The organism is Roseovarius sp. (assembly GCF_030373445.1).
Taxonomy (GTDB): Bacteria; Pseudomonadota; Alphaproteobacteria; order Rhodobacterales; family Rhodobacteraceae; genus Roseovarius.
In genome coordinates this window covers 124,718-149,151 of sequence record NZ_JAUCYU010000013.1, presented here as the reverse complement: position 1 = coordinate 149,151, position 24,434 = coordinate 124,718, and the positions used below count along the sequence as shown (strand labels likewise).

Annotated in this window: 24 protein-coding genes; 11 read left to right on the top strand and 13 right to left on the bottom strand. The window is 67.2% G+C overall.

Annotation, left to right across the window (positions count from 1 at the left end):
- Nucleotides 1–56: 56 nt before the first annotated feature.
- The 3 genes from prfA (at nucleotide 57) to QUV18_RS20645 (ending at nucleotide 2,832) form a co-directional block, all read left to right on the top strand.
- Nucleotides 57–1,106 carry a peptide chain release factor 1 gene (prfA, locus tag QUV18_RS20655; RefSeq protein ID WP_300896008.1) on the top strand — a complete coding sequence of 350 codons (1,050 nt, stop codon included), beginning with the start codon at nucleotides 57–59 and terminating at the stop codon, nucleotides 1,104–1,106.
- Nucleotides 1,103–1,948 (top strand): peptide chain release factor N(5)-glutamine methyltransferase, encoded by an 846-nt coding sequence (gene prmC / locus QUV18_RS20650; RefSeq protein WP_300896007.1) that lies wholly within the window; start codon nucleotides 1,103–1,105, stop codon nucleotides 1,946–1,948. Before prfA ends, prmC begins: the two co-directional genes overlap by 4 nt.
- Nucleotides 1,949–2,178: 230 nt before the next feature.
- Nucleotides 2,179–2,832, top strand: coding sequence for a DUF4167 domain-containing protein (locus QUV18_RS20645; RefSeq protein ID WP_300896006.1), 654 nt, complete (start codon nucleotides 2,179–2,181; stop codon nucleotides 2,830–2,832).
- Nucleotides 2,833–3,115: 283 nt separating this feature from the next.
- Here QUV18_RS20645 and rsmA read toward each other — a convergent pair whose 3' ends face one another.
- From rsmA to lptF, 6 genes are read right to left on the bottom strand one after another with little or no spacing between them, the layout of a single operon-like run.
- Nucleotides 3,116–3,955 (bottom strand): 16S rRNA (adenine(1518)-N(6)/adenine(1519)-N(6))-dimethyltransferase RsmA, encoded by an 840-nt coding sequence (gene rsmA / locus QUV18_RS20640; RefSeq protein WP_300896005.1) that lies wholly within the window; start codon nucleotides 3,953–3,955, stop codon nucleotides 3,116–3,118.
- The gene (gene pdxA, locus QUV18_RS20635; RefSeq protein WP_300896004.1) at nucleotides 3,952–4,926 is read right to left on the bottom strand and encodes a 4-hydroxythreonine-4-phosphate dehydrogenase PdxA; all 975 of its coding nucleotides are present in this window, start codon (nucleotides 4,924–4,926) and stop codon (nucleotides 3,952–3,954) included. The genes rsmA and pdxA overlap by 4 nt, the downstream gene beginning before the upstream one ends.
- Nucleotides 4,923–6,158, bottom strand: coding sequence for a peptidylprolyl isomerase (locus QUV18_RS20630; protein ID WP_300896003.1), 1,236 nt, complete (start codon nucleotides 6,156–6,158; stop codon nucleotides 4,923–4,925). The genes pdxA and QUV18_RS20630 overlap by 4 nt, the downstream gene beginning before the upstream one ends.
- Before the next feature lie 17 nt (nucleotides 6,159–6,175).
- Nucleotides 6,176–8,401 (bottom strand): LPS assembly protein LptD, encoded by a 2,226-nt coding sequence (gene lptD / locus QUV18_RS20625; protein WP_300896001.1) that lies wholly within the window; start codon nucleotides 8,399–8,401, stop codon nucleotides 6,176–6,178.
- Nucleotides 8,398–9,489: an LPS export ABC transporter permease LptG gene (gene lptG / locus QUV18_RS20620; RefSeq protein ID WP_300896000.1), complete on the bottom strand. Its 1,092-nt coding sequence runs from the start codon at nucleotides 9,487–9,489 to the stop codon at nucleotides 8,398–8,400. Before lptG ends, lptD begins: the two co-directional genes overlap by 4 nt.
- The gene (gene lptF / locus QUV18_RS20615) at nucleotides 9,486–10,616 is read right to left on the bottom strand and encodes an LPS export ABC transporter permease LptF (protein WP_300896037.1); all 1,131 of its coding nucleotides are present in this window, start codon (nucleotides 10,614–10,616) and stop codon (nucleotides 9,486–9,488) included. The genes lptG and lptF overlap by 4 nt, the downstream gene beginning before the upstream one ends.
- Before the next feature lie 152 nt (nucleotides 10,617–10,768).
- Here lptF and QUV18_RS20610 point away from each other — a divergent pair, with 152 nt between their 5' ends.
- Together QUV18_RS20610 and QUV18_RS20605 are read left to right on the top strand one after the other, a co-directional pair.
- Nucleotides 10,769–12,241: a leucyl aminopeptidase gene (locus QUV18_RS20610; protein WP_300895999.1), complete on the top strand. Its 1,473-nt coding sequence runs from the start codon at nucleotides 10,769–10,771 to the stop codon at nucleotides 12,239–12,241.
- Nucleotides 12,241–12,699 (top strand): DNA polymerase III subunit chi, encoded by a 459-nt coding sequence (locus tag QUV18_RS20605; RefSeq protein ID WP_300895998.1) that lies wholly within the window; start codon nucleotides 12,241–12,243, stop codon nucleotides 12,697–12,699. The genes QUV18_RS20610 and QUV18_RS20605 overlap by 1 nt, the downstream gene beginning before the upstream one ends.
- An 83-nt stretch (nucleotides 12,700–12,782) precedes the next feature.
- Here QUV18_RS20605 and QUV18_RS20600 read toward each other — a convergent pair whose 3' ends face one another.
- The 4 genes from QUV18_RS20600 to QUV18_RS20585 form a co-directional block, all read right to left on the bottom strand.
- Complete coding sequence (locus QUV18_RS20600) at nucleotides 12,783–13,013, bottom strand: aspartate aminotransferase (protein WP_300895996.1); 231 nt, start codon at nucleotides 13,011–13,013, stop codon at nucleotides 12,783–12,785.
- Nucleotides 13,014–13,058: 45 nt separating this feature from the next.
- Nucleotides 13,059–13,640 carry a TIGR02281 family clan AA aspartic protease gene (locus QUV18_RS20595; RefSeq protein ID WP_300895995.1) on the bottom strand — a complete coding sequence of 194 codons (582 nt, stop codon included), beginning with the start codon at nucleotides 13,638–13,640 and terminating at the stop codon, nucleotides 13,059–13,061.
- Between the two features lie 37 nt (nucleotides 13,641–13,677).
- Nucleotides 13,678–14,307, bottom strand: coding sequence for a MarC family protein (locus QUV18_RS20590; protein WP_300895994.1), 630 nt, complete (start codon nucleotides 14,305–14,307; stop codon nucleotides 13,678–13,680).
- A 120-nt stretch (nucleotides 14,308–14,427) separates the two neighbouring features.
- Nucleotides 14,428–16,281, bottom strand: coding sequence for an ABC-F family ATP-binding cassette domain-containing protein (locus QUV18_RS20585; RefSeq protein ID WP_300895993.1), 1,854 nt, complete (start codon nucleotides 16,279–16,281; stop codon nucleotides 14,428–14,430).
- Nucleotides 16,282–16,416: 135 nt separating this feature from the next.
- Between QUV18_RS20585 and ndk the strand changes: the two genes are divergently transcribed.
- A complete protein-coding gene (gene ndk / locus QUV18_RS20580) occupies nucleotides 16,417–16,839 on the top strand; it encodes a nucleoside-diphosphate kinase (protein ID WP_300895991.1) in 423 nt (140 codons plus the stop codon).
- Nucleotides 16,840–16,911: 72 nt separating this feature from the next.
- Here the strand turns inward: ndk and QUV18_RS20575 are convergent, their stop codons facing one another.
- The 3 genes from QUV18_RS20575 to QUV18_RS20565 all read right to left on the bottom strand — a co-directional run bounded on the left by QUV18_RS20575 (nucleotide 16,912) and on the right by QUV18_RS20565 (nucleotide 19,202).
- Complete coding sequence (locus QUV18_RS20575) at nucleotides 16,912–17,040, bottom strand: hypothetical protein (protein WP_300895990.1); 129 nt, start codon at nucleotides 17,038–17,040, stop codon at nucleotides 16,912–16,914.
- 142 nt (nucleotides 17,041–17,182) lie between these two features.
- Nucleotides 17,183–18,229 carry a zinc-dependent alcohol dehydrogenase family protein gene (locus QUV18_RS20570; RefSeq protein ID WP_300895989.1) on the bottom strand — a complete coding sequence of 349 codons (1,047 nt, stop codon included), beginning with the start codon at nucleotides 18,227–18,229 and terminating at the stop codon, nucleotides 17,183–17,185.
- A 130-nt stretch (nucleotides 18,230–18,359) separates the two neighbouring features.
- Nucleotides 18,360–19,202 (bottom strand): LysR family transcriptional regulator, encoded by an 843-nt coding sequence (locus QUV18_RS20565; RefSeq protein ID WP_300895988.1) that lies wholly within the window; start codon nucleotides 19,200–19,202, stop codon nucleotides 18,360–18,362.
- Nucleotides 19,203–19,322: 120 nt separating this feature from the next.
- On the opposite strand from QUV18_RS20565, the gene QUV18_RS20560 reads away from it, so the two are divergent.
- The 5 genes from QUV18_RS20560 to QUV18_RS20540 all read left to right on the top strand — a co-directional run bounded on the left by QUV18_RS20560 (nucleotide 19,323) and on the right by QUV18_RS20540 (nucleotide 24,342).
- Nucleotides 19,323–19,838, top strand: a complete 516-nt coding sequence (locus QUV18_RS20560) for a flavin reductase family protein (RefSeq protein ID WP_300895987.1) — start codon at nucleotides 19,323–19,325, stop codon at nucleotides 19,836–19,838.
- 13 nt (nucleotides 19,839–19,851) lie between these two features.
- Nucleotides 19,852–21,321, top strand: a complete 1,470-nt coding sequence (locus tag QUV18_RS20555; protein WP_300895985.1) for an aldehyde dehydrogenase — start codon at nucleotides 19,852–19,854, stop codon at nucleotides 21,319–21,321.
- Between the two features lie 13 nt (nucleotides 21,322–21,334).
- On the top strand, nucleotides 21,335–22,393 hold the full coding sequence (locus QUV18_RS20550; protein WP_300895984.1) for an LLM class flavin-dependent oxidoreductase: 1,059 nt from the start codon (nucleotides 21,335–21,337) through the stop codon (nucleotides 22,391–22,393).
- Nucleotides 22,383–22,979: an amino acid synthesis family protein gene (locus QUV18_RS20545; protein WP_300895983.1), complete on the top strand. Its 597-nt coding sequence runs from the start codon at nucleotides 22,383–22,385 to the stop codon at nucleotides 22,977–22,979. The genes QUV18_RS20550 and QUV18_RS20545 overlap by 11 nt, the downstream gene beginning before the upstream one ends.
- Nucleotides 22,980–23,100: 121 nt before the next feature.
- Entirely contained in the window at nucleotides 23,101–24,342 is a 1,242-nt protein-coding gene (locus tag QUV18_RS20540) for a GAF domain-containing sensor histidine kinase (protein ID WP_300895982.1), read from the top strand.
- Nucleotides 24,343–24,434: the final 92 nt, after the last annotated feature.

The window sequence follows — 24,434 nt, the reverse complement described above, 5'->3', positions numbered from 1 at the left end:
AGTATAGCACCGTCAACCCGCTTGACCAAATGAAAGGAATGGGAGAGACCGGCGCAATGGTGCCCTTGGACAAACTGAACGAGATCACGCAGCGCTTCGAGTATCTCGAGGCGCGGATGGCCGAGGGCGGCGGCGATATCGCCAAGCTGGGCCGCGAATATGCCGAGCTGCGCCCGGTGGTCGAGGAAATCCGCGCCTACAGGCAATTGCTCGACGATCTCGAGGGCGCGCAGGCGATGCTCGACGACCCCGAGATGCGCGAGCTGGCGCGCGAGGAGCTGGAGACGCTCGAAGCCCGCAAGCCCGGGCTCGAGGACAAGCTGCAACTGGCCCTGCTGCCCAGGGACGAGGCCGACAACCGCTCGGTCATCCTCGAGATCCGCCCCGGCACGGGCGGCGAGGAGGCGGCGCTTTTTGCCGGCGACCTGCTGCGCATGTACCAGCGCCACGCTGAGGAGAAGGGCTGGAGTTTCGAGATCATCGAGATGAGCCAGACCGAGCTTGGCGGGATCAAGGAGCTGGTGGCCCACGTGAAGGGCGACGGGGTCTTCGCCCGGATGAAGTTCGAAAGCGGCGTGCACCGCGTGCAGCGCGTGCCGGAAACCGAGAGCGGCGGGCGCATCCACACCTCCGCCGCCACCGTCGCCGTGCTGCCCGAGGCCGAGGACGTGGACATCCAGATCGACCCCAACGCCCTGCGCATCGACACGATGCGGTCAAGCGGGGCAGGGGGGCAGCACGTCAACACCACCGATTCCGCCGTGCGCATCACCCACCTGCCCACCGGCATCGTTGTGACCTCCTCCGAGAAATCCCAGCACCGCAACCGCGAGATCGCCATGCAGGTGCTGAAGACCCGGCTCTACGACATGGAGCGCCAGAAGGCGCATGACGAACGCTCCTCGGCCCGGGCGGCGATGGTGGGCTCGGGCGACCGATCGGAACGGATCCGCACCTACAATTTCCCGCAAGGGCGCATGACCGATCACCGCATCGGCCTCACCCTCTACAAGCTCGACCAGATCATGAACGGCGACCTCGACGAGATCACCGACGCCCTGACCGCCGACGCCCAGGCCACCCTGCTGGCGGAGATGGAGGGGTGACCCGCAGCGTGGGCGACGGGCTCTCCGACCTGCGCGGGAGGCTCGCCGCCGCCGGCATCGAAGGCGCCCCCCGCGAGGCGCGGCGGATCATGGCCGCCGCCCTGGGCGTGGCGCCCGACCGCGTCAGCCTGATGCAGACCGACCCGCTGCCGGCCGAGGCCGAGGACCGCCTGACCGGCATGGCCGCCCGCCGCTGCGCGCGCGAGCCGCTGTCGCATATCCTGGGCCTGCGCGCCTTCTACCGCCACGAATTCCGCGTCACCCGCCACGTGCTCGACCCCCGGCCAGAGACCGAGATGCTGGTCGAGGCCGGGCTGGGCGCACCGTTCGAGCGGGTGCTCGACCTCGGCACCGGCACAGGCTGTATCCTGCTGTCGCTGCTGGCCGCGCGGCCCGGGGCCAGCGGCACCGGCACCGATATCTCCGACGAGGCGCTGGCGGTGGCGCGGGAGAACGCGGAAAACCTTGGCGTGACCGACCGCTGCGAGCTGCTGCGCTCCGACTGGTTCACCGCCGTCGACGGGCAATATGACCTCATCGTCTCGAACCCGCCCTACATCGCCGCGTGGGAGATGGACATGCTGGAGCCCGAGCTGCGCTATGAGCCGCGCGGGGCACTCACCGACGAGGGCGACGGCCTGACCGCCTATCGCGCCATTGCCGAAGGCGCCATGGATCACCTCCGCCCCGGCGGCCGCCTTCTGCTGGAAATCGGCTGGCGGCAGGGGCCCGACGTCTCGGCCCTTCTGCACGCCCACGGCTTCGAAAACCCGCGCCTCCTGACCGATCTCGACGGGCGCGACAGGGTGCTCAGCGCGGCCCGCCCCCTCACGGCCCCGTGACTTGCCGACACGCGAGAGCCAAAAAACGCGCAATTTGACCGAAATTTCAGCCTTTCCCCTTGTCTCGGGCCTTCAGGCATGTTTACTGAAGGGGTCTAGCCGGTGGATGCCCAGACGGGCGGTCCCGCTTGACATCAAGCCAGAACATGTCGGATCCGGGTAAAATTTCGGCGCAAGGGGCGCCAGTCGGATCGAAAAGACGCTTTGAGCATAGGGCTGACAACTTAACAATGAGATCATCCAAGTCACGTTCGCGGAACAAGTCGAACCGCAATAGATCGATGGGCAATGTGGTCAACCGGGTTTTCGACAGCTCGGGGCCCGAGGGCAAGGTGCGCGGCACGCCGCAGCAGGTCATCGACAAGTACAACCAGCTGGCGCGCGATGCCCAGCTGTCCGGCGACCGCGTCGCCGCGGAGAACTTCCAGCAGCATGCCGAGCATTACCTGCGGCTTCTGGGGTCCGCCCAGAAGGAGCAGGACGCCAAGCGCGAGGAGCAGGAGCGCCAGAACCGCGAACGCCAGGCCGAGCGCGACCGCGAGCGCGCCAAGCGGCAGGAACGCGAGATGAACGGCGGCGACATGGTCGAGGATGACCAGCCGTCGCAACATCACCAGAACGACCAGCCGTCGCAGGGCGAAGGCAAGTCGAAGAAGTCTTCCCGCTCGGACGTGCTGGAAACCACGGGCGACGAGCCCGACAGCGGGCTGGTGGAAACGCCGGAAAGCAAGTCGGGCGACACCGGTGGCCAGCAGGACGCGCCGCAGGAAAAGCCCAAGCGCACCCGCAAGCCGCGCACGCCCAAGCCGAAAGCCTCCGACGGGGGCGACAAGGGCGGCGACGGCGGCGACAAGGGCCCGGATTCGCAGGAAGCGGCAGAGTAGGCTGCCTCGCTACGGTTGAAATCTGGAAAAGCGCTGCCGAAGGGTGGCGCTTTTTTCTTTTGGGGAAACAGTAGGGAAAGTTTGCGCTTCGCTTGAGTAGCCGCGCATCGACGGGCCGTGGCGCGGCGATCCGACGGTCGTGATGGGCACTTTATACCTGCCAAATACATCTGAACTGCGTGCGTGGCACTTCGCCTGCTAAATCGCCGTGCCGTCGGGGCGGCCCGTCGATGCGCGGCGGGCTGAAGCCCTTTGTTCCGCGCAGGGGCCTGAAAGACGGTCGCTACCCCTCGAACCCCCGCGCCAGCGCGCAGAACTGCTCCAGCGACACCACCTCGGCCCGGTCCGTGGGCTTGATCCCCGCCGCCAGCAGCCGGTCCTCGATATCCGGCCCCAGCCCCTTCAGCGCCGCCCGCAGCATCTTGCGCCGCTGGTTGAAGGCGCGGGCCACCACGTCCTGCAATATCTTCGCATTCGCCGGATAGCGGGGGCCGGGCAGGGCGGTCAGGTGCACCACCGCGCTCGACACCTTGGGCGGGGGCGAGAACGCCCCTGGCGGCAGGCTCATCACGATCTTCGCGTCACAGCGCCACTGCGCCAGCACGGCAAGCCGCCCGTATGCCTTGCCGCCCGGCTGCGCCACGATCCGCTCCGCCACCTCGCGCTGGAACATCAGCGTCAGGCTCTCCCAGAAAGGCGGCCAGTCCTTCGGCGTCAGCCACCGCACCAGCAGTTCCGTCCCGACATTGTAGGGCAGGTTGGCCGCCACCTTGATCGGCGGGGTCAGGTGCGCCAGCGGGTCCACCTCCAGCGCGTCGCCCTCGATCACGTCCAGCCGGCCGGGGTAAGCCGCGGCGATCTCCTCCAGCGCGGGGATGCAGCGGCTGTCCTTCTCCACCGCCAGCACCCGGCGCGCGCCCTCGGCCAGCAGCCCACGGGTCAGCCCGCCGGGCCCCGGCCCGATCTCCAGCACGTCGGCGCCCGCGATATCCCCCGCCGCGCGGGCGATCCGCGCCGTCAGGTTCAGGTCCAGAAGGAAGTTCTGCCCCAGCGACTTGCGCGCCGACAGCCCGTGCGCCGCGATCACCTCGCGCAGGGGCGGCAGGCTGTCGATCCCGCTCATGCGGCGGCGCGGGCGACGGCCATGCGCGCGGCCAGCCGCAGCGCCTCGATCGTCGAGGTGGGGTTGGCCACCCCCTTGCCGGCGATGTCCAGCGCGGTGCCGTGATCGGGCGAAGTGCGGATGAAGGGCAGGCCCAGCGTCACGTTCACGCCCCGGTCGAAATCCAGCGTCTTGATCGGGATCAGCGCCTGGTCGTGATACATCGCCACCGCCGCGTCATAGGTGGCCCGCGCGCTGGCGTGGAACATCGTGTCCGCCGACATCGGCCCGGCGAGGTCCAGCCCCTCGGCCCGCAATTCCTCGATCACCGGCGCGATCAGCTCGATCTCCTCGCGCCCCATCTTGCCGCCTTCGCCGGCATGGGGGTTGAGCCCCGCCACCGCCAGCCGCGGCGTCGCCACCGAGAAATCGCGCACCAGCGCCGCATGGGTGATCCGCAGCGTCTCGCGCAGCAACTCGGCCGTCAGCGCCCCGGGCACGTCCTTCAGCGGAATGTGGATCGTCGCCGGCACCACCCGCAGCACGTCGCTGGCCAGCATCATCACCACCCGGTCGACCCCGCCAAGCGCGGCCAGGTACTCGGTATGGCCGGGATAGGCGAACCCCGCGCCGTCCTGCAGGGCCTTCTTGTGGATGGGAGCGGTACAGACGGCGCCGGCGAACCCGTCCTGCACCAGCGTCACCGCGCGGGCGATCACGTCGATCACGCCCTGCGCATGGGCCGGGTTGGGCTGGCCGGGCGTCAGCGCGCCCTCGAACCGGTGCGGCAGCACCGGCAGGCCGCGGGGCAGGGCGGCCAGGCACCCCTCGGGGCTGTCGATCTCGACCACGCGGGCGCCCTCGGGCAGGTGATCGGGGTCGCCCAACAGGAAGAAGGGCAGCCGCCCCTCCAGCCGCTCCCACGCCCGAACCGCCAGCTCCGGGCCCACCCCGGCCGGTTCGCCACAGGTCAGCGCGATGGGGGCCGTCATCTCAGCTCGACGATCCGGGCCTCGGCGCGCAGCTGTTCCAGGTAGCCATTGGCAAGGGAATCGAGCTGCCGGCTGCGGATGAAGTTGGTCAGTTCCTCCGACGACGGGCCTTCGCCGCCATCGACCAGCGGCGTGCGCCCGCACAGCATCAGGAAGACCAGCGTCTGCCCGTTCGACCGGGTCAGCCGGGTCGACACCTCGCCGGGGTCGAGATTGGCCAGCTCGCGCGCGACGTCCTGCGGGATCTCGTTCGGCGCCTTCTTCTCGCGCGCCAGCACTTCGGGCGGCTGGCCCTTGGCGATGCCGTAGAGGTCGTCGCAGACATCCACGTCGGCCTCGACATTGGCGGCCCGCTGCAGGGCGGCCTGGCTGCGGCCACCGTCGATATAGTACATGGCATAGTCGATCGAGGAGTAGCGCGGCGTCGGCACGGCGGTCTCGGCGATGTCGCGCAGTTGCAGCAGCACGATCGCCCGCTCGGTCGGCAGCGGCGCCGACACCTCGCCCGGCGACAGCCCCAGCACCACGGGGCGCAGCGGCTCGGGCAGCTCGTCGACCGCGGTCCAGCCCATCTGCCCGCCGCTGTCGGCCGAGGGCGAGGCCGAATAGCGCCGCGCCGCGGCGGCAAATTCCGCCAGGCTGCGGATCTGCGACAGCTCCTCGGCCCGGGCCATCGCTTCCTGACCGCGCCCCTGCGGAATGGGCAGCACGATCTCCGACAGGAGCACGGTCACGCCCGAGCTCCCGGTCAGCGCGAGCTTGGCGCGTTCGATGTCGTCCTCGCTCACGTCGACGGAATTGCCGAACTTCGCCCGCACCACCTCGCGCCAGGTCACGCCGGCCCGCACGAAGGCCCGGAACGAGCTTTCGTCCACCCCGGCCCCGGCCAGGCTCTGCACCATCTGGTTGGCCGACATGTTGCCCCGCTGGGCAAACTCTTCCATCGCCGCGTTCACAACGTCTTCGGTCACCTGGATACCCTCGACCTTCGCCGCGCCCAGCTTGAGCCGGTCGTCCACGAGCTGCTCCCGGGCGATCTCGATCGGGTCGCCCGGCGTGCGGAACAGCGTCAGCATCCGCGCCCGCTGCTCGATCTCGAACCGGGTGACGGCCTGTTCGTTAACCTTGATGACCGGCTGGAAAAGGCCCTGCGCCGCGGCTCGGGGCGCCGGCACCGAAACCAGCGCGCCGACCAGCGCGATCATGGCGGCTTTGAAGACAACAATTCGCATAGAGACGTCCATTCGGGTTAATTGTTACAGGTTCTGACGTAGCTTTTGTCGCTCGTCTTCGTGGTGAAGCCCCTGAGCCCGACCGTCAAGCTTATATCGGTCGAGGGCTCAAGGATCGTCGATGAGGTAAAGCGCCGCGACGCCGCAAGGCGGACCTCGACGCATTCGTTCGTGTAGGTCAGCCCCAGCCCGGCGCGCACGCTTTCGTCGCTGGCAATGTCATAACGCCAGTTGGCGCTGCCCGTCCAGTGCCGCGACAGCCGGTAGGAGGCATCGAAGGCCCATTCCGAGATCGTCGTCGGCCGGTTCTCGGCAAGGTCGCGGCCCAGCCAGATATAGGTGGCGCTCAGGCTGGCAAGGCTGTTCTGCCAGCTTGCCCGCGCCTCGGCCTTGGTGGTATTGAACGTGTCGTCGAACAGCCCCCGCGCCGTCAGGACCAGCCCGTTGCCGGTCTTGACCTGGCCCGCCACCAGCACGTCCGACACCTTGCCGTTCAGCCCCGAGGAGCTGGTGAAGCTGTCCTGCCCGTTCACCTCGAGCTGGATCTCGTCGCGTACCAGCTGCCCCATCGCCAGCGAGGTCTGAAGCCCGGACGGGTCGAACCTTGTCCAGCTGACGCCATAGGCGGCGATGCGGCCGCGCTCGCGCCGGTCCGGCGCGGTGAAGCGCGAGGTCGAGAACAGGTTGCCCTCGTCGAACTCGATCCGCGTGCTTTCGTCATTCGGGATGAACGGGTTCTCGCCGCCGGTCCACGAGAACTGCACGATCGGCTCGATCACGTGGGTCGAATGGCCCGACATGGCATTGATCAGCGGCCAGCGCAGTTCGACCGCGACGGTGGGCGACACCTCGGTCGCGGTCGACAGGCTGGTCAGCCCGGCCTGCCGTATCTCGAAATGGTCGATGGCGACGCCGGTGCGCACATGCGCCAGCACGCCGCCCGGCAGGGTCCAGTTGCGGTGCCAGTCGGCGCTGAGCGTCAGCCGCCCCACGTCGCGCCCGTCGGCCCAGGGGTCGATATCCGGCCCGTCGCTGATCAGCCCGGACGAGCGGATATGCGAATGCGCCAGCATCCCCAGCCGGATCTCGCCGCCGCCGGCCCAGTTGGGATGCATCCGCCGCTCCCACTCGGCATTGGTGACCAGCGTCGGCAGGGTGCTGTTCTGCTCGCCCACCCGCAGGCTGTGGAAATGGGTGATCGCGCCCCGCACGTAGCTGTCGCGCCGGGCGCGTTCGATCTCGATCTCGCTGTCCAGCCGGTCCTTCTCGTAATAGGAATAATCCAGCAGGTAGGTGTCGTCGTTCACCGTCTCGACATCGAAGCGCAGGATGAAATCGCCCGGCAGGGTGAACTCGCCCTCGCCGAAGATGTACCCCCGCCGGCTTCTCGTGCCGAGATCGTCGTCGGAAATCGCGCCCTCGAACTCGATCCGCCCGTTGCGGAAGGCCTGCCGGTAACGCAGCTCTAGCGTCGTGCTCTTGGTGGTCACGAAGGGCGTGACCGTCAGGTCCTTGTGATCGCCCAGCTTGATGAAATAGGGCACCCGGACGCCGGTGCCCAGCAGCGAAGAATTGTAGAAGGACGGCACCAGGAAGCCAGTGGCGCGTTCGAGCGACGGGTCGGGCAGGCGCAGCCGCGGCAGGTAGAAGATCGGCGTGTCCATCACCCGGAATTGCGCGTCCTCGAAGTAGAGCTGCTTCTCCTCCTGGTCATGGATCACCCGCCGCGCCCGGATCTGCCAGAGCGGGGCACGCCCGGTTTCGCACACCCTGCACGAGGTGACAGAGACCTTCACGAGCTGGTTGTACCGCCCGGCCGAGCGGTTCAGCTCCTGCGCGGCAAGCTGCACATGGTCGCCCATCACGATCCGTGCGCCCCGCAGGATGCCGTTGCGCAGCTCCTTGTCGATTTCCCCCGACGAGGCCAGGATGATCGACTCGCCGTCCTCGTGGATGACGATCGGCCCGCTCAGGATCAGCGTATCCTCGGTGCGGTCGTAGATGATCCCCTCGGCCTGAAGCCGCGTGCCGTCGTAGAGCGCCTCGACATTGCCGGTGGCGACCAGGCGTTCGTTGCCTTCCATGTAGACATCGTCGGCGACCAGGACGGCGGGCGGGGGCGGGGCGCCCGTCTGTCCGGCCGTCTGGCCCTCTGCCGGGCCGGCAGCCTGCGCCGTGGCCACACCTGGCCCGGCCAGCGCCATCCCCAGCACCAGAAGACATATGACGGCAGCACCCCTCATCCGTCCTCCATATGCAAAAGGATGCCCGTCGCCAATAGTATTGACGCCACCGGGGGAGCCCAGGCCGCAAGAACTATGGGGATTTCTCCATTCTCCCCCAATATCTGGGCGAAATTCCGTATGTAATGCAGACCGAATCCCAGCAGCACCGCCGACAGGACCGAGATGCCGGTATTCGACAGCCGGGCATGCCGCATGGTGAAGGCGGCCGAGATCATCACCAGCGCCATCATGAACAGCGGCCGGGCCAGCTCCATCTGGAACCACATGGCATAGCGGCGGGCGGAAAACCCCGCCTCGTCAAGCTGGTCGATGAAGCCGGGCAGGTCCCAGATCGGGATGTATTCGGGCTTGCCGAACGTGTCGATGATCCGGTCCTGCGTCAGCGCAGAGCTGAGGCGCAGCGTCTCGGCGCGTTCGGCCGCGGCCTCGGGGTTGTCGCCGCGCGACAGGTCCCAGATCTTGGCGTCGTAGAGCATCCATTCGCCCTTCGACAGCCGCGCCGCCTCGGCCATGATCCGCTTGGCGGGCTGGCCGTCGGGGTCGAAGTCGATGAAGGTCGTGTCGAACAGCACCGTCAGGTCGGAACTGGCCCGCTCGGCATGAATCACCGTCTGCCCCTCGGGGCTGCCCTGCCTGAGCCATAGGCCCTCGGAGGCGATCACCATGATCGCCGCGCCGCCGCCCACGTGGCTGTTCACAAGGTCGTTGTAGCGCTTGGCCGAGGCCGCGACGATCGGGTTCAGCATCGTCACCGACAAGAGGCCCAGCAACAGCGCCACGCCCACCGGCGCGGCCAGGCTGCGCAGCGCCGACCGCCCCGTCGCCCGTACCACCACCAGCTCCGACGACCGCGCCAGCCGGATGTACAGCCCCACCGTCGCCAGCACGATCACCAGCGGAAGGATCTCGTAATTCGCCGACGGCATGTTCAGCAGCACGATCTCCAGCACGTCGCCGAAGGGCAGGTTGGGGAAATCCTGCAACTCGTCGACCAGGTCGATCAGCGCCAGCAGCACAAGGAAGATCGAGAAGACCAGCATCACCGACCAGAAGAACTTCCGCGCGAAATAGGCATCCAGCATCATGGCGTGCCTCCTCCCTCGGATGCCCGCCGTCGCCATGGCACCAGCCGCCGCAACAGCCCGGGGCGGGCGGCGAAATAGAGCAGTATCAGCGTGGTCAGGAACCCGATCCCCGCCGGCAGGTACATCAGCGGCCACATGCCGGGCTGGCTAATCACCACCCCGGTGATACTGCCCTCGACCAGCTTGATCCCCACCAGCAGCACGAAGGCGATCAGGATCTGCCACCACACGCCGAACCGGCTGAAGCTGCCCAGAAGCAGCGTGGCGAACCCGATCAGCGCCGCCACGATGCACATCAGCGCCTGCGTGAACCGGCTGTGCAGGGTGAACTGCAGCTGCCCCTCGGTCGCGCCGGTGACCTCCATCACCTCTTCCGGCCGCAGGATCAGGTCGGCGGTATGGGCGAACTCCACCTTGTTCAGGTTGGTGGGGTTCTGCGCGATCAGCCGGCTGATATCATAGGAGAAATCGTCGAAATGCGTGGTGAAGAGCCGCTTGCCGTCGGCGCGCAGCGTCTGCGCCAGCCCCTTGACCATCACCAGCTTCGTGCCGCCCCCCTCCTGCACCAGGTAGGCCAGCGTCGAGGTATAGGTCACCGGGCTTTCGGTGTTCCGCCGGTCCGACAGGAACACGTCGCGCAGCTCGCCCTCGGGGCTGATGTCGCGGATGTAGAAGGTGATGCCGGGGGCCGGATGCAGGAACTCGCCCTCCTCCAGGAACCGGGCCGAGACGCTCTGCCGCACCTCCGCCTCGCGCTGGCGCAGCTCGCTCAGGCTGGTCGGGATCAGGTAATGGCTCAGAAGCGACATGATCAGCGCGATGATCACCCCGAACACCGCCGCCGCCTTGATCAGCCGAAGCGGCGAATACCCCGTCGCCTGCACCACCGTCAGCTCGCTTTCCGTCGACAGCCGGTTGGTGACATAAACCGCCCCGGCAAAGGCCGCGATCGGCAACACCATGCCGATGACGCCGGGGAGGGTGAGGGCGGTGAACTCGAGGAAAACCCAGGCCGGCTGCCCGTCGCCCACCAGCCGGTCGAACATCCGCACCGCCTTGTTGATCCAGAAGATCGACACCAGCACAAGCGAGAAGAATCCGAACAAAACCATGAATTGCGACAGCATATACCTGTCGAATCTGGTCATGCTCTAAACCCCCCAAGGTTCGTCTTTTCAGGCAACTTATCGGAATTGATCACGGGGGAAAACTGCTAACTGGCCAAGCCGGCACAGCCGCGCTAGGACTCTGCCCAACCACAGGATATCAGGAGCAGCCGATGACCACCCCCGCCGCCGTCACCATCACCGAGACCGACATCGAGCAGATCGCCGAATTCGAAGGCCGCGTCGCCGTCTTCGTCACCCCCGATGGCAAGCTCGACCCCGGCGCGCGGCGCGCCAACCGGCAGACCAAGGGCGCGGTGGGCCGAATGGCCGAGGCCGAGAGCTGGGGCAAGATGACGCCCGGCGATGTCAGAACGCTGGCCTGGCCCGCCGGCATGAAGGCCGAGGCGCTCGACGTGGTCTGCCTGCCCCGCAATGCCGACGTGGCCGAGGCCCGCAAGGCCGGCGTGGCGCTTGGCCGCCTCAAGGGCGACGCCGCGCTGCTGGTGCTGGCGAACCCGGTGCGCCGCGCCGACGAGATGCTGCTGGGCCTCGTCCTGCGCGGCTACGAGTTCACCGCCCACAAGACCGCCGAGCGCGACGCGCCCAAGGGCATCACCGTCATGACCGGCAAACCCGACGAGCTGAAGGAGGCCGCCGCCCCGCACCTCACCGCAGCCGAGGGCGTCTTCCTCACCCGCGACCTTGTCAGCGAACCGGCCAACCACCTGACAACCGAGGAATTCGCCAGCCGCATCAAGGGGTTGGAGAAATCCGGCCTGAAGGTCAAGATCCTCGACGAGGACGAGATGCGCAAGCTGGGCATGCACCTGCTCCTGTCGGTGGGCCACGGGAGCGCCATGCCGTCGAAGCTGGCCATCATGGAATGGATGGGCGGCAAGAAGGGTGACGCGCCGCTGGCACTGGTGGGCAAGGGCGTCGTCTTCGACACCGGCGGCATCAGCCTCAAGCCCGCCGCCGGGATGGAGGAGATGACCATGGACATGGGCGGCGCCGGCGTCGTCACCGGCGTCATGCACACGCTCGCCGCCCGCAAGGCCAAGGCCAACGTGGTGGGGCTCGTCGGGCTGGTCGAGAACATGCCGTCGGACCGTGCCACCCGCCCCGGTGACGTGGTGAAATCCATGAAGGGCGACACCGTCGAGATCATCAACACCGACGCCGAGGGCCGGCTCGTGCTGGCCGACGTGCTGTGGTACGCGCAGGAGAAATACAAACCCTCCGGCATCGTCGACCTCGCCACGCTCACCGGCGCCATCATCATTGGCCTCGGCCACGACAAGGCCGGCGTCTTCTCGAACGACGACGCCTTCTGCAACAGCTTCCTCAAGGCGGCCGATGCCGAGGGCGAGGGCGCCTGGCGCATGCCGATGGGCGACAGCTATGACAAGCAGCTCAAATCCGCCATCGCCGACATGAAGAACGTGGGCGGCCGGCCGGCCGGGTCGATCACCGCCGCGCAGTTCCTCCTGCGCTTCGTGCAGGAGGGCACGCCCTGGATCCACCTCGACATCGCCGGCGTGGCGCGCGTGGGCGAAGACACAACCTACGCGCCCAAGGGCTCCTCGGGCTGGGGCGTCCTGTCGCTCAACCGCATGATCGCGGACAATTACGAAGCCAAGTGATGGGGGCCGCCTATTTCTACCACCTCACCCGCCGCCCGCTCGAGGCGACCCTGCCCATGTTGCTGGGCAAGGCGCAGGAGGCGGGCTGGCGGGTCGCGGTGCGGGGCAGGGCGGCCGCCCGGATGGAATGGCTCGACGAGAAGCTCTGGCTGGGCCCCGAGGAAGGGTTTCTCCCCCACGGCCTCGCCACCGCGCCCCATGCCGCGCGCCAGCCGATCCTGCTGACCACCGGGGCCGACAGCCCCAACGACCCGCATTGCGTGATGACCATCGACGGCGCTGAGGTCGCGGCGGAGGAGGTTCAGCGCCTCGACCGGGTCTGCGTGCTGTTCGACGGCAATGACGAGGCCGCGCTGCAGACGGCCCGCGGCCAGTGGAAGGCCCTGACCGATGCCGGATGTTCCGCGCAATACTGGTCGGAAGAGTCTGGCAGATGGGAGAAAAAGGCCGAAAAATAAAGCCTTACGGCCTAATCTTGACGCCACCCGAAATCTTTAAAAGATTTCGATCCGCTTTCTTTTCAAGAAAGCGCCCCCAACCCTCACTCGAGCCACCTCACAGGCTCCCGGTTGCAGAACACCACGACCTGCCCGCCATTGAGCGCCACGCGAAACCCGCGCCGCCGGACCTCGCGCAGGAACACGTCCATGCCCGCGAACCGCTCCACGTCCCGCGCCTTGCGTCGGATCACGCCACCCTGCTGCACCGCCTTGCTGGCGAATAGATCGTTGAGCCAAAGCTCCGGCGAGAGGGGAGAGTTGCGATTGTCCATGGGGCCAAGCCTGCCCCGAACATGGTTAAGGCACGGTAAAGCGCGTCAGCGCGTCAGCACCAGCGTCCCGTTGGTGATCTCGACGCTGGTGAACCGCTGCAGGTATTCCATCCCCAGAAGCGACTGGTCCAGCTCGCCCTCGTTCACCACCGCGCGCACATCCTCGTCGACCAGCGGCCCGACCTCGACCCGCTCCAGCCGCACCGGCGCCGTGCGCACCTCGCCATTGGCGGTAAAGGCCCGGCCGACGAAGGACAGCTCCTCGGTCGCCAGCCCGGCCGTTTCCGCATCCGCCTTGGTCAGCACGATCTGGCTCGCCCCGGTATCCACCACGAAGCGGATCGGTGCGCCGTTCACGTCGGCCGTCAGGTAGTAATGCCCGTCCGCCGCGCGGGGCAGCTCGATCCGCCCGTCCTCGGCCACAACGGCCTGCCCGGGCATGACCGTGTTGCGGATATCGCCCCAGAGGCCCACCGCGGCGATCACGCCCACGAAGATCAGCGCCCAGATGATCGCCTGCTGCGTGATCTTGCCAAGGGAATTGCGGTTCTGCGCGAAGAACCAAAGCACCACCGCGCTTCCCAGCAGCACGAGGTAGAAGACGCGGGCATAATCGAATTCGCTCATGGGGCGGATATAGTTCCGCGCGGGGCGGTTGGGAAGGTCACAGCGCCAGTCCGAAGCCGCGGAGCCCGTCCAGGACGAACTGTACCGCCAGCGCCGCCAGCAGCATGCCCAGCAGGCGGGTGACCACGATGATCCCCGTCCGCCCCAGCGCCCGCTCCAGAAGCCCGGCGGTCAGGAACAGCACGAAGACGATCCCCAGCACCGACAGCATCACGCCGATCACCCAGGCCAGCCCCTCCAGCCCCGGCCGCTGCCCCGCCAGCAGGATCACCGAGGCGATCGCCCCCGGCCCGGCAATGAGCGGAATGGCCAGCGGAAAGACCGAGGGGTCGTCGCTGTCGTCATCCTCCTCCTCGGCCTGCGCCGTGCCCTCGCGCCGCTTGGTGCGCCGCTCGAACAGCATGTCCAGCGCGGTCAGGAACAGCAGGATGCCCCCGGCGATGCGAAAGGCGGGCATGGAAATGCCGATGAAGCCCAGCACCGCCTCGCCGAAGGCGGCGAAGACGATCAGGATTAGCGCCGAGGTGATGCAGGCGCGCAGCGCGATGGCCCGGCGGCGGGCGCCGGTCATGCCCTGCGTCAGCGCCACGAACAGCGGCGTCATGCCGACCGGGTCGATGATGACCACGAGGGTCACGAAAGCGGTGATCAGAAACCCGGTATCCATGAGGCCACCATTGCAGATGGGGGCGGTGGGGGGAAGGCTGCGTCGGTCATCCGCACCGACGTAATACCGACAGAATACCGACGTTATACCGACGTCGGATTTCGGCCATTTCGGCCCGGCTCACCCCTCGGCCCGCTCCAGCTTTTCCAGCGCCGTCATCCACAGCGCCTCGGCCCGGTCGAGCCCGTTCATCACCTCGGCATATTTCTTCTGCCACTCGGCCATGTCCCCGGCGCGGGCCTCGTCGTAGAGTTCCGGGTCGGCCAGTTTCTTCGAAATTCGGTCGCGCATTTCGTGAAGCTTTTCAACGCGTTCCTCGCACTTCCTCACCTCCTGCCGCATGGCAAGAATGGCATCCCGCGAGGGCCGTTTCACCTTCTCCGCCTTGGGCCGCGGCGCCGCCTTCTCCTCGCCGTTCCCGCCCAAAAGCATCTGCCGGTACGCCTCTAGGTCCCCGTCGAACGGCCGCACACGCCCGTCCTTCACCAGCCACAGCCGGTCGGCCACGAGGCTCAGCAAGTGCATGTCATGGCTCACCAGGATCACCGCCCCGGTATAGGCCGTCAGCGCCTCCACCAGCGCCTCGCGGCTCTCGATATCGAGGTGGTTGGTGGGCTCGTCGAGGATCAGCATATGCGGCGCATCGAGCGTCGCCAACAAAAGCGACAGCCGCGCCTTCTGCCCGCCCGAAAGCCGCCCGGCTTGCGTATCCGCCTGCTCGGCCCCGATGCCGAAACCGCCGAGCCGCGCCCGCAGCTTGCCCGGCGCCTCGCCCGGCCGCATCCGGCGGATATGGTCGAGCGGCGTCTCGTCAGGCCGCAACTCCTCGAGCTGGTGCTGGGCAAAATACCCCACACGTAGCTTCGAGGAGGCATGCATCTGCCCCTCCATCGCCTCAAGTTTGCCCGCCAACAGCTTGGAAAGCGTGGATTTCCCCTCGCCGTTCCGGCCCAGAAGGGCAATCCGGTCATCCTGGTCGATCCGCAGGTCGAGCCGCTTCAGAACCGCCCTGCCGTCATAGCCCACCGCGGCTTCTTCCAGCCGCAGGATCGGCGGCGACAGCTCCTCCGGCTCGGGGAAGGAAAACGCCCGGAGCGCGGCCTCCTGCGGCCTCGTGATCGGCTGCATCTTGGACAACGCCTTGATCCGCGCCTGCGCCTGTTTCGCCTTGTCGGCCTTGTAGCGGAAGCGGTCGACGTAAGACTGCAGATGCGCCCGCCGCGCCTCCTGCTTCTTGGCCTCCGATTCCGCCGCGGCCAGCTTGGCCGCCCGCGTTTCGGAAAACCGGTCATAGCCGCCCTGGTAGAGCGTCAGCTTGCGGTCCTCGAGATGCAGGATCGCCCCCACCGCCCGGTTCAGCAGCCCACGATCGTGGCTGATGATCAGCACGGTATGCGGATAGCGGGCGAGGTAACTCTCGAGCCACAAGGCCCCTTCGAGGTCGAGATAGTTGGTCGGTTCGTCGAGCAGCAGCAGGTCGGGCGCCGAGAACAGCACCGCCGCCAGCGCCACGCGCATCCGCCAGCCGCCCGAGAAGGCCGAGCAGGGCATCGCCTGCTCCTCGTCGGTGAAGCCCAGCCCCTTCAGGATCGACGATGCCCTTGCCTCGGCCGACCACGCGTCGATATCCGCCAGCCGCGTCTGGATCTCGGCAATCCTTCCGGCCTCCGTCGCCGTCATGGATTCCTCAAGCAATTCAGCGCGTTCCGTGTCGGCCTTCAACACGGTATCCAGAAGCGACACCTCGTTGCCCGGCACCTCCTGGTCGACCCCGCCGATGCGGGCGCGCTTGGGCAGGCTGATCTCGCCCCCCTCCAGCGCCAGCTCGCCCCGGATCAGCCGGAAGAGCGTCGTCTTGCCGGTGCCGTTGCGCCCGACCATGCCCACCTTGTGCCCCTCGGGGATCACCGCCGAGGCGTGTTCGATCAGGGGCCGGCCCGCCACCGAATAGGATATGTCGTCAATCCGCAGCATGGCCCCCGCATGCCCCATCCACGGGCGAGGGTCAATCGCGGCTTTTCAAAGCACATCCCCCATGCTATCGGAGCCGCGATCTTTCGGCGCGGGCGCATTGACCCCGCGCGCATAACCCAAGGAAAAGAGGCTGACATGGCTGTCGAACGCACGCTGAGCATCATCAAACCCGATGCCACCAACCGGAACCTGACCGGCAAGATCAACGCCAAGTTCGAGGAGGCGGGCCTGCGCATCGTCGCCCAGAAACGCATCCACCTGACCAAGGCACAGGCCGGCGTGTTCTACGCTGTCCACAAGGAACGCCCGTTCTACGATGAGCTGTGCGAATTCATGGCCAGCGCGCCGGTCGTCGTGCAGGTGCTCGAAGGCGAGGGCGCCATTGCGAAAAACCGTGACGTCATGGGCGCCACCAACCCCGCGGACGCGGCACCGGGCACGATCCGCGCGGAATTCGCTGAATCCGTCGGCGAGAACTCGGTTCACGGGTCGGACGCACCGGAAACCGCGGCGGTCGAGATCGCCTATTTCTTCTCGGGTCTGGAACTGGTCGGCTAAGCGCCGTCCCTGACTGCCCGCTCGGATTGGCCGCGCCTGTCAAAGGGGGCGGCCTTTTCATTTTTGCGCCGCTCAGATGGCGGCGAAGTCGTTAAAGACGCGCGTGGTCGCGGTCACGCGCGGCGAATTAGGTGTGGATTTCGTCGGGTTCTGGGGCTTGGGTTTGCCCGTGTCCGGCGGCGGTGTCGCTGTCTTGGCCATGCTCGGCTCCCTACTCTTTACAGAGCGCCGGCTGACTTGCGCCAACCGGCGCCCCTGTCACAAGGCTTTCATAAAGAAGTGTGCGAATCTACACTTTTCCACAGGCTGTCGCGGCCAGATGGGCGAACTTGTTGCCTAAATATCAACAATCTAGGCGGTCGATCACGGTTACCCCGCTGGATTGGAAACCATCCATCTCGCGCAGGGCCGCCGCCGCGCCCGACAGCGGAATGGTCCGCGTGACCAGCCGGGAGGGGTCTAGCCGGCCCGCAGCGATCATCTCGAAGAGCGCCGAAAACCGCGTCGCGCCGATGCCGCGCGTGCCGTGCAGGGTCAACTGCCGGGCATAGACCAGCTCCAGTAGGGGAAGGGACGGGGAGGCATGGGCGCCCACCGGCATGCCGATCTGCACGTGCCGGCCCATCTTGCGCAGGGAGCGCAGGGAATTCTCGAAAGTCGCGGTGATCCCCAGCCCCTCGACCGAGACATGCGCGCCGCCTTGCGTGATCTCGCGCACCGCCTGGCCGACATCGCCGTCGCTCGCGTTGACCGTGGCCGTCGCCCCGAACGCCTCGGCCATTTTCAGCGCCTCGGGGTTGATATCCACCGCCACCACCGGCGCCCCCAGCGCGGCGCCGATCATGATCGCCGACAGGCCCACGCCGCCGCAGCCATGCACCGCCAGCCATTCGCCGGGCTGCAAGCGCCCGCGGTCGACCACGGCGCGAAAGGCCGTGGTGACGCGGCAGCCCATCCCGGCGGCGGCGGTGTAGTCGACGTTCTCGGGCAGGCGCACGAGGTTGAAATCGGCCCGGCGGATCACCACCCGCTCGGCAAAGGCGCCCCAGCCGGTGAAGCCGATCACCTCCTGGTGGTTGCAGATCGTGGGCTCGCCGCCGCGGCAATCGGGGCAGGTGCCACAGCCGAGGATGAAGGGCGCCGTGACCCGGTCGCCCACGGCGAAAGCGCGCACGTCCTGACCAAGTTCGAGGATCTCGCCCGCAAATTCATGCCCCATCACGTGCGGCAGCGCCACGTCCGGGTCGGCGCCTTTCCAGGCGTGGTGATCCGACCGGCACACGCCACAGGCGCGCACCGCCACGACGGCCCCGTCGCGCGGGCAGGTCGGGTCGGGGACGGTTTCGAGCGGAAGCTCGCCGTCATATTCCATCATCAGGGCGGCTTTCATACGATATCTTAACCTTGTGTGTTTGAATTGCGCCGGAGCCACCGCGTGGCCTGCCGGCGGATTTGAGTATTTTTGGAAAGATGAAGCAAGGGCCGGCGCGCGCCGACAGGCACCGGCATTAACCTTTCGTTCATGTTTCGGGGGCGGTCATCGTGGCCACGAGCGGGGCGAACCATGTCCACCGCCGGGCCGCGGCGTCATTGACGATCAGGTTCTTCTTGCGCGTGTAGACCGGCGCATCGAGCTGGAAGAGCTTGCCCTCGGCCACGTAGGGCTCGGCCAGCGCGCGGGGCAGGTAGGCCGAGCCGCCCCTGTCCAGCATGGTCTGCAGCGCCCACCACGAGCTGTCGAGGCTGACCCTGGCCACCCCCGCGCCGTAATAGGTTTCGGCATGTTGGCGGCGATACTCGGCGCCGTGGTCGACGAAGATATAGAAGGGCCCCTTGTCGATCGGCGTGTCCGGCTGGTCGGAATAGAGCACCAGCTCCTCGGCCGGCAGCGGGTGCACCGTCTGGTTGCCGCGCGTGACCGAGTCGAAGGTCAGGATCACGTCGACCATGCCGTTGGCGAGCCACTCTTCCAGATCCCGCGCGCTGCCCTGCAAGACGGAAACGGCCATCTCCGGGCTGCCCGACAGCACCCCGTTGAAAAAGTCGCGCCCCGGCCCGTGCCACAGCTCGCGGTCGCAGCCGAAGGTACAGACCGAGGCCAGCCCCGCCGGCAGGCTGGTTTCGAGCTGCGCCTGCCGCCAGAGCCCCGTCATGATCCGGGCGTAGCGCAACAGCCGCGTGCCTGCCGGGGTCAGCGTGGTGCCGGATTTCTGGCGGTTCAGCAGTTGCTGGCCCAGCCCGTCCTCCAGCGTCTGCAGCCGGGCGGTGACGGTCGACTGGGTGACGTGCAGCACCTGCGAGGCCCGCACGAGGCTGCCGGTGTCGACGATGGCGAGGAAGGTCTGGAGCGCGGTGATGTTCATGGGGGCGGGCCTGACAATTCGAATACTCCGAACTTATTCCGCAAAACAATTCGTTTTCAAGAATTGAGATTCTGTGTCACCCCTGACGATGCGACAGGATGCGAAGACAGGAGATGCGACATGGTTCGGCAGACCCACGGGCTTGCACCCAGAGAGGATTTCATCTCGGCCATGCGCCGCGTGGCGGCCTCGGTCACGGTGGTGACGAGCGACGGCCCGGCGGGCCGTGCAGGCGCCACGGTCAGCGCGTTCTCTTCCGTCTCGGCCGACCCGCCCACCGTGCTGGTCTGCCTTGCCGCGCAAAGCCGGATCGCGGGCGTGGTGCAGGAAAACGGGCGGTTCTGCGTCAATGTCCTGCCCGAGGGATTCTCCGATATCGCCGACCGTTTCGCCGGGCGGCATGATGCCATCGTCCCCGACCGGTTCGACGGGATCGAGATGTTCGCCCCCCGCGGCAGCGCGCCGGTGATCGACGGGGCCACTGCCTTTCAATGCGGCCTGCAGCAGGTGATCCGCTCGGGCAGCCACCTGATCCTGCTCGGGCACGTGCACTCCGTGCTCGATGGCGCCGCGCCGCCGCTCGCCTATCGCGAGGGGGCCTATCACCGGGTCGTGCCGCACGCCCATGCCGGATGAAGGAGCACGATTGATGGAAGAGTACAGCATGCTGATCGGCGGCCAATGGGTCGCCGCGTCCGACGGGGGAAGGTTCGAGACGGTAAACCCCGCCACCGGAAAAGCCTGGGCCACCGCGCCCGAGGCCACGGCAGAGGATATCGACCGCGCGGTGAAAGCGGCCCACGCCGCCTGTTACGAAGGGCCCTGGTCGCGCATGACCCCCACCGAGCGGGGCCGCTGCCTGCGAAAGCTGGGCGACCTGCTCGCCGACCGGTCGGAGGAGCTGGGCGAGATCGAGACGCGCGACAGCGGCAAGATGTTCAAGGAAACCCGCTGGCAGGCGAAATACATCGCCGAGTTCTTCCATTTCTACGCCGGCGCCGCCGACAAGATCGGCGGGGAAACCCTGCCCATCGACAAGCCCGACCTCTTCGTCTTCACCAACCGCGAACCGCTGGGCGTGGTCGCCGCCGTGGTGCCGTGGAACAGCCAGCTGTTCCTGACCGCGGTCAAGATCGGCCCGGCGCTGGCGGCGGGCAACACGGTGGTCCTCAAGGTCTCGGAACAGGCGCCCGCGGCGATCCTCGCATTCGGGCGGCTGATCGCCGAGGCCGGCATCCCCGACGGGGTGGTCAACATCGTCTCGGGCCATGGCGACCCCTGCGGCAAGGCACTGACCTCGCACCCGCTGGTGGCGCGGATCAGCTTCACGGGCGGGCCGGTGGCGGCGCGGCGTGTCATCATGAACTCGGCCAGCAACTTCGCCGAGGTGAGCCTGGAACTGGGGGGCAAGTCGCCCTTCATCGTGTTCGATGATGCGGACCTTGAAAGCGCGGTGAACGGCTCCGTCGCGGGGATATTCGGGGCCTCGGGGCAAAGCTGCGTGGCCGGTTCCCGGCTTATCGTGCACGAGGATGTGGCGGACGACTTCATCGCCCGGATGAAGGACATCGCGCAGGGCATCCGCATCGGCGATCCGATGGCGGAGGAGACCGAGATGGGCCCGCTCTGCACGCATGGCCAGATCGAGACAATCGAGCGCGAAATTGCCGGCGCGGTCGACGAAGGCGCGACCGTGGTCTGCGGCGGCAGGCGGGCCGAGGCGGGGGAGATGTTCTTTCAGCCCACGATCATCGACTGCCCGTCGCCCGAACTGAAGATCGTCGATACCGAGCTTTTCGGCCCGGTCCTCTGCGTGTTGCGCTTCCGCACGGAAGAGGAGGCGCTGCGCCTGGCCAACGACACCGAGCATGGCCTCGCCGCCGGCATCTTCACCCGTGACAGCGCCCGCGCCCTCAGGATGAGCCGCGCCGTGCGGGCCGGGATCGTCTGGGTGAACACCTACCGGGCGATCTCGCCCGTGGCCGCGTTCGGGGGCGTGAAGGCCTCTGGCTACGGCCGGGAAAGCGGGTTCCAGGCGGTCTACGACTATACCCGCCCCAAGACCGTGTGGATGAATATGTCGGACGAGCCCGTCGGCAACCCGTTCCAGATGCGATGAGAAGGAGAGAGTTATGAAGTTCCATTTGGCAATCAACCTCGAACGCATGAGCCCCGAGACGGACATGCGCGAGGTGCGCGACCACACGCTCGAGATGGTGAAGATGGCCGATGCGGCGGGGTTCGAGATCGCCTGGGCGGCCGAGCACCACGCGCTCGAGATGACCATCGCGCCCAACCCGTTCCAGATCCTGACATGGTGGGGCGAGCATGCGAAGAACATCCGGCTGGGTATCGGCGTAGTGAACGCCGCCTACTGGCACCCGATCAACCTGGCCGGCGAGGCGGCGATGCTCGACCTGCTGAGCGACGGCCGGCTCGAATTCGGCATCGGATCGGGCGCCTACCAGCGGGAATTCGACCGGATGAAACCCGGCCTCGATCAGAAGGACAGTTGGCGCTACATGCAGGAAATGCTGCCGGTGGTGCAGAAGCTCTGGGCGGGCGACTATGCCCATGACGGCGAGTTCTGGCAGTTCCCCACCGCCACCTCCTGCCCCAAGCCGGTGCAGCAGAAGGTGCCGGTCTGGGTGGCGGCCCGCGCGCCCATCACCTTCGACTACGCGGTCGAGCATGACTGCGACATCCTGAGCTGGCCGCTGACCATGCCGATCTCCGAGGTGCAGACCTATCGCCGCCGGCTTGACGAGGCGGTCGAGAAGGCGGGCAAGCCGTTCAAGGCCACATGGGCCGTGATGCGCCATTCCGCCGTCTACGAGACCGAGGAGGACCGGAAAGCCGCGATGGGCGCCATTCGCCACGTGCTGGGGCAGTTCGGCAACCTGATGATGAAAAAGGGCGAGGTGATCAACGGCTTCCCCGAACAGGTGCCGCTGGCCGAGCTTGACGGCAACGCCCGGGTCGACCCGGCGATGCTGGAAGAGAACCTGATGTTCGGCTCGCCGGACCAGGTGATCGAAAAGCTCAAAGCGCATGAAGCGGTGGGCGCCGACGCCTTCGTCTACTACGCCTCGATGGGCATGGACATGGCCCAGCAGAAACGCTCGCTGCAGCTCTTCATCGACAAGGTGATGCCCGAGTTCGCGGAAAGGGAGGTGGCCCATGCCGGCTGAGATCAGGCGCACGCTTCTGCAGGTGCAAACGACCTACAAGGAAGGCTGGAAGGAGGTGGCGACCCCCACCAAGCTGGTGGCCGCGCTGGCGGTGATCCGCAACCCGTGGTTCGGGCAGGAGCATGTGGAAGACCTGAGCCCCGAGGTGCAGGATATCTGCCCCCAGATCGGCAGGCTGCTGACCGAAATGCTGCTCGACGTGACAGGCGACACGCTGGAGGGCTGTGGCAAGGCCGCGGTCGTGGGCATGGGCGGCGAGGTGGAACATGCGCAGGCGCTGACCCATTCGCTTTGGTTCGGCAACCAGCTGCGCGATGCGATCAAGGCGAAGTCCTATCTCGCCTTCACCAATGGCCGGGGCGGGGCAGGGCAGCCGATCATGATCCCGCTGATGCACAAGGACGATGCCGGCATGCGCTCGCATTACCAGACCATCCATCTCGACATCCCCGACGCGCCAGCCCCCGACGAGGTTGTCATCGCGCTCGGCGCCTCGGTGGGCGGGCATCCCAACCACCGGATCGGCGATCGCTATGCCGATCTGCGGGCGATGGGGCATGACGTCGACAACCCGGCTGGTGTCTGACGGCAGCGGCGGGGCGCGGGTATATTGCCATTCCTTTCAAATGGCCGGTATATGATCCTGCGCTCCGCCTCTTCCGCCCGGCGGCGGCCGGGCGCCGGAGATACGATTGTACGGGACGAGTATGAGCCAGACTTCACTGCCGCAGGCGGCGATGCACGACCACGCCGCATTCCTTGCGCAGCGGCATGATTTCCAGACCGATATCGACCGGATTGCCGGCAGCGATACCGTCGGCACCATTCTCGAGACGGTGATGCTGGCGACGAACATGCGCTTTGCCGCCATTGCCCGGGTCACCGCCGAGCGCTGGGTGGCCTGCCGGACGGTGGACGAGGTGAATTTCGGGCTGGCCGAGGGGGACGAGATCGACATCGAGTCGACCTTCTGCCAGATCGTCCGGACCAGCGCGGAAAAGGTCCTGTTCAACGACAGCGCCACGGATGACATCTACAAGGACCATCCGATCGCGCGGAAGTTCGGCATCGTCAGCTACGCCTCGATCCCCATCTATCGCAGCGACGGCAGCTTCTTCGGCACGCTCTGCGCCATCGACACAGAGCCGCGCGACGTGAAGGATGCACGCGTGGTGGCGATGCTGGAGATGTTCGCCGACGTCATCGGCCGCAGCCTCGAGACCGAGGAGCGGCTGGAGGCGCAGGAGCACAACCTCGCCCATGAAAAGGAACTGGCCCGCCTGCAGGACGAGCTGGTGGCGGTGCTGGGGCACGACCTGCGCAACCCCGTCGCGGCCTTCTCGGCCGGCATCCGCCAGCTCGAGCGTGAGCCGCTGAACGACAAGGCGCGCATGATCCTGCCGCTGATGCGATCGTCGCTCTTCCGCATGAACGACCTGATCTCGAACATCATGCTGCACGCCCGCGCCCGGCTGGGCGGCGGCATCCGCGTGACCGCAACCCCCGACGCGCCGCTGGCCGAGGCCGTGCGCCAGGTGGTCGAGGAGATCCGCGCGGCCGAGCCGGAAAGCACGATCAATCTCGACCTCAGTTTCACCCGCCCGGTCGCCTGCGACGCGCCGCGGGTCGCGCAGGCGGTGTCGAACCTGTTGTCGAACGCGGTCCGCCACGGCACCCCCGGCTCGCCGGTCGAGGTACGCGGCACGACGGACGATCACGAGGTGTCAATCACCGTCAGCAACCGCGGGCTCGCCGTGCCCGGCGACCTGCGCGACAAGCTGTTCCACCCGTTCCAGCGCGGCACCCATGCCCAGGGCGAGGGGCTTGGCCTCGGCCTCTATATCGCCGCGACGATTGCCGAGGCGCATAATGGCCGGATCGGCGTGACCTGCGAGGGTGGCACCACCACGTTCGCTTTCACGCTGCCGCTGTCGGAGGCTGCGGCCTGACAGTTGCCTGCGCGGGCGCCATCGCGATGAGCCGGCATGCAGAAGGCGCCGCTGCGGGGCAGGGCGCCTTTCCATGATGACCCCGAAAGGTC

Coding starts and splice junctions, on each gene's coding strand:
- QUV18_RS20610 (WP_300895999.1), top strand. CDS start 10,769: ATGACCACCCCCGCCGCCGTCACCATCACCGAGACCGACATCGAGCAG.
- QUV18_RS20605 (WP_300895998.1), top strand. CDS start 12,241: ATGGGGGCCGCCTATTTCTACCACCTCACCCGCCGCCCGCTCGAGGCG.
- QUV18_RS20600 (WP_300895996.1), bottom strand. CDS start 13,013: ATGGACAATCGCAACTCTCCCCTCTCGCCGGAGCTTTGGCTCAACGAT.
- QUV18_RS20590 (WP_300895994.1), bottom strand. CDS start 14,307: ATGGATACCGGGTTTCTGATCACCGCTTTCGTGACCCTCGTGGTCATC.
- QUV18_RS20595 (WP_300895995.1), bottom strand. CDS start 13,640: ATGAGCGAATTCGATTATGCCCGCGTCTTCTACCTCGTGCTGCTGGGA.
- lptF (WP_300896037.1), bottom strand. CDS start 10,616: ATGCTGTCGCAATTCATGGTTTTGTTCGGATTCTTCTCGCTTGTGCTG.
- lptG (WP_300896000.1), bottom strand. CDS start 9,489: ATGATGCTGGATGCCTATTTCGCGCGGAAGTTCTTCTGGTCGGTGATG.
- QUV18_RS20570 (WP_300895989.1), bottom strand. CDS start 18,229: ATGAAAGCCGCCCTGATGATGGAATATGACGGCGAGCTTCCGCTCGAA.
- rsmA (WP_300896005.1), bottom strand. CDS start 3,955: ATGAGCGGGATCGACAGCCTGCCGCCCCTGCGCGAGGTGATCGCGGCG.
- QUV18_RS20645 (WP_300896006.1), top strand. CDS start 2,179: ATGAGATCATCCAAGTCACGTTCGCGGAACAAGTCGAACCGCAATAGA.
- prfA (WP_300896008.1), top strand. CDS start 57: ATGGTGCCCTTGGACAAACTGAACGAGATCACGCAGCGCTTCGAGTAT.
- QUV18_RS20565 (WP_300895988.1), bottom strand. CDS start 19,202: ATGAACATCACCGCGCTCCAGACCTTCCTCGCCATCGTCGACACCGGC.
- lptD (WP_300896001.1), bottom strand. CDS start 8,401: ATGAGGGGTGCTGCCGTCATATGTCTTCTGGTGCTGGGGATGGCGCTG.
- QUV18_RS20560 (WP_300895987.1), top strand. CDS start 19,323: ATGGTTCGGCAGACCCACGGGCTTGCACCCAGAGAGGATTTCATCTCG.
- QUV18_RS20540 (WP_300895982.1), top strand. CDS start 23,101: ATGAGCCAGACTTCACTGCCGCAGGCGGCGATGCACGACCACGCCGCA.
- QUV18_RS20585 (WP_300895993.1), bottom strand. CDS start 16,281: ATGCTGCGGATTGACGACATATCCTATTCGGTGGCGGGCCGGCCCCTG.
- pdxA (WP_300896004.1), bottom strand. CDS start 4,926: ATGACGGCCCCCATCGCGCTGACCTGTGGCGAACCGGCCGGGGTGGGC.
- QUV18_RS20555 (WP_300895985.1), top strand. CDS start 19,852: ATGGAAGAGTACAGCATGCTGATCGGCGGCCAATGGGTCGCCGCGTCC.
- QUV18_RS20550 (WP_300895984.1), top strand. CDS start 21,335: ATGAAGTTCCATTTGGCAATCAACCTCGAACGCATGAGCCCCGAGACG.
- QUV18_RS20630 (WP_300896003.1), bottom strand. CDS start 6,158: ATGCGAATTGTTGTCTTCAAAGCCGCCATGATCGCGCTGGTCGGCGCG.
- QUV18_RS20575 (WP_300895990.1), bottom strand. CDS start 17,040: ATGGCCAAGACAGCGACACCGCCGCCGGACACGGGCAAACCCAAGCCC.
- QUV18_RS20545 (WP_300895983.1), top strand. CDS start 22,383: ATGCCGGCTGAGATCAGGCGCACGCTTCTGCAGGTGCAAACGACCTAC.
- ndk (WP_300895991.1), top strand. CDS start 16,417: ATGGCTGTCGAACGCACGCTGAGCATCATCAAACCCGATGCCACCAAC.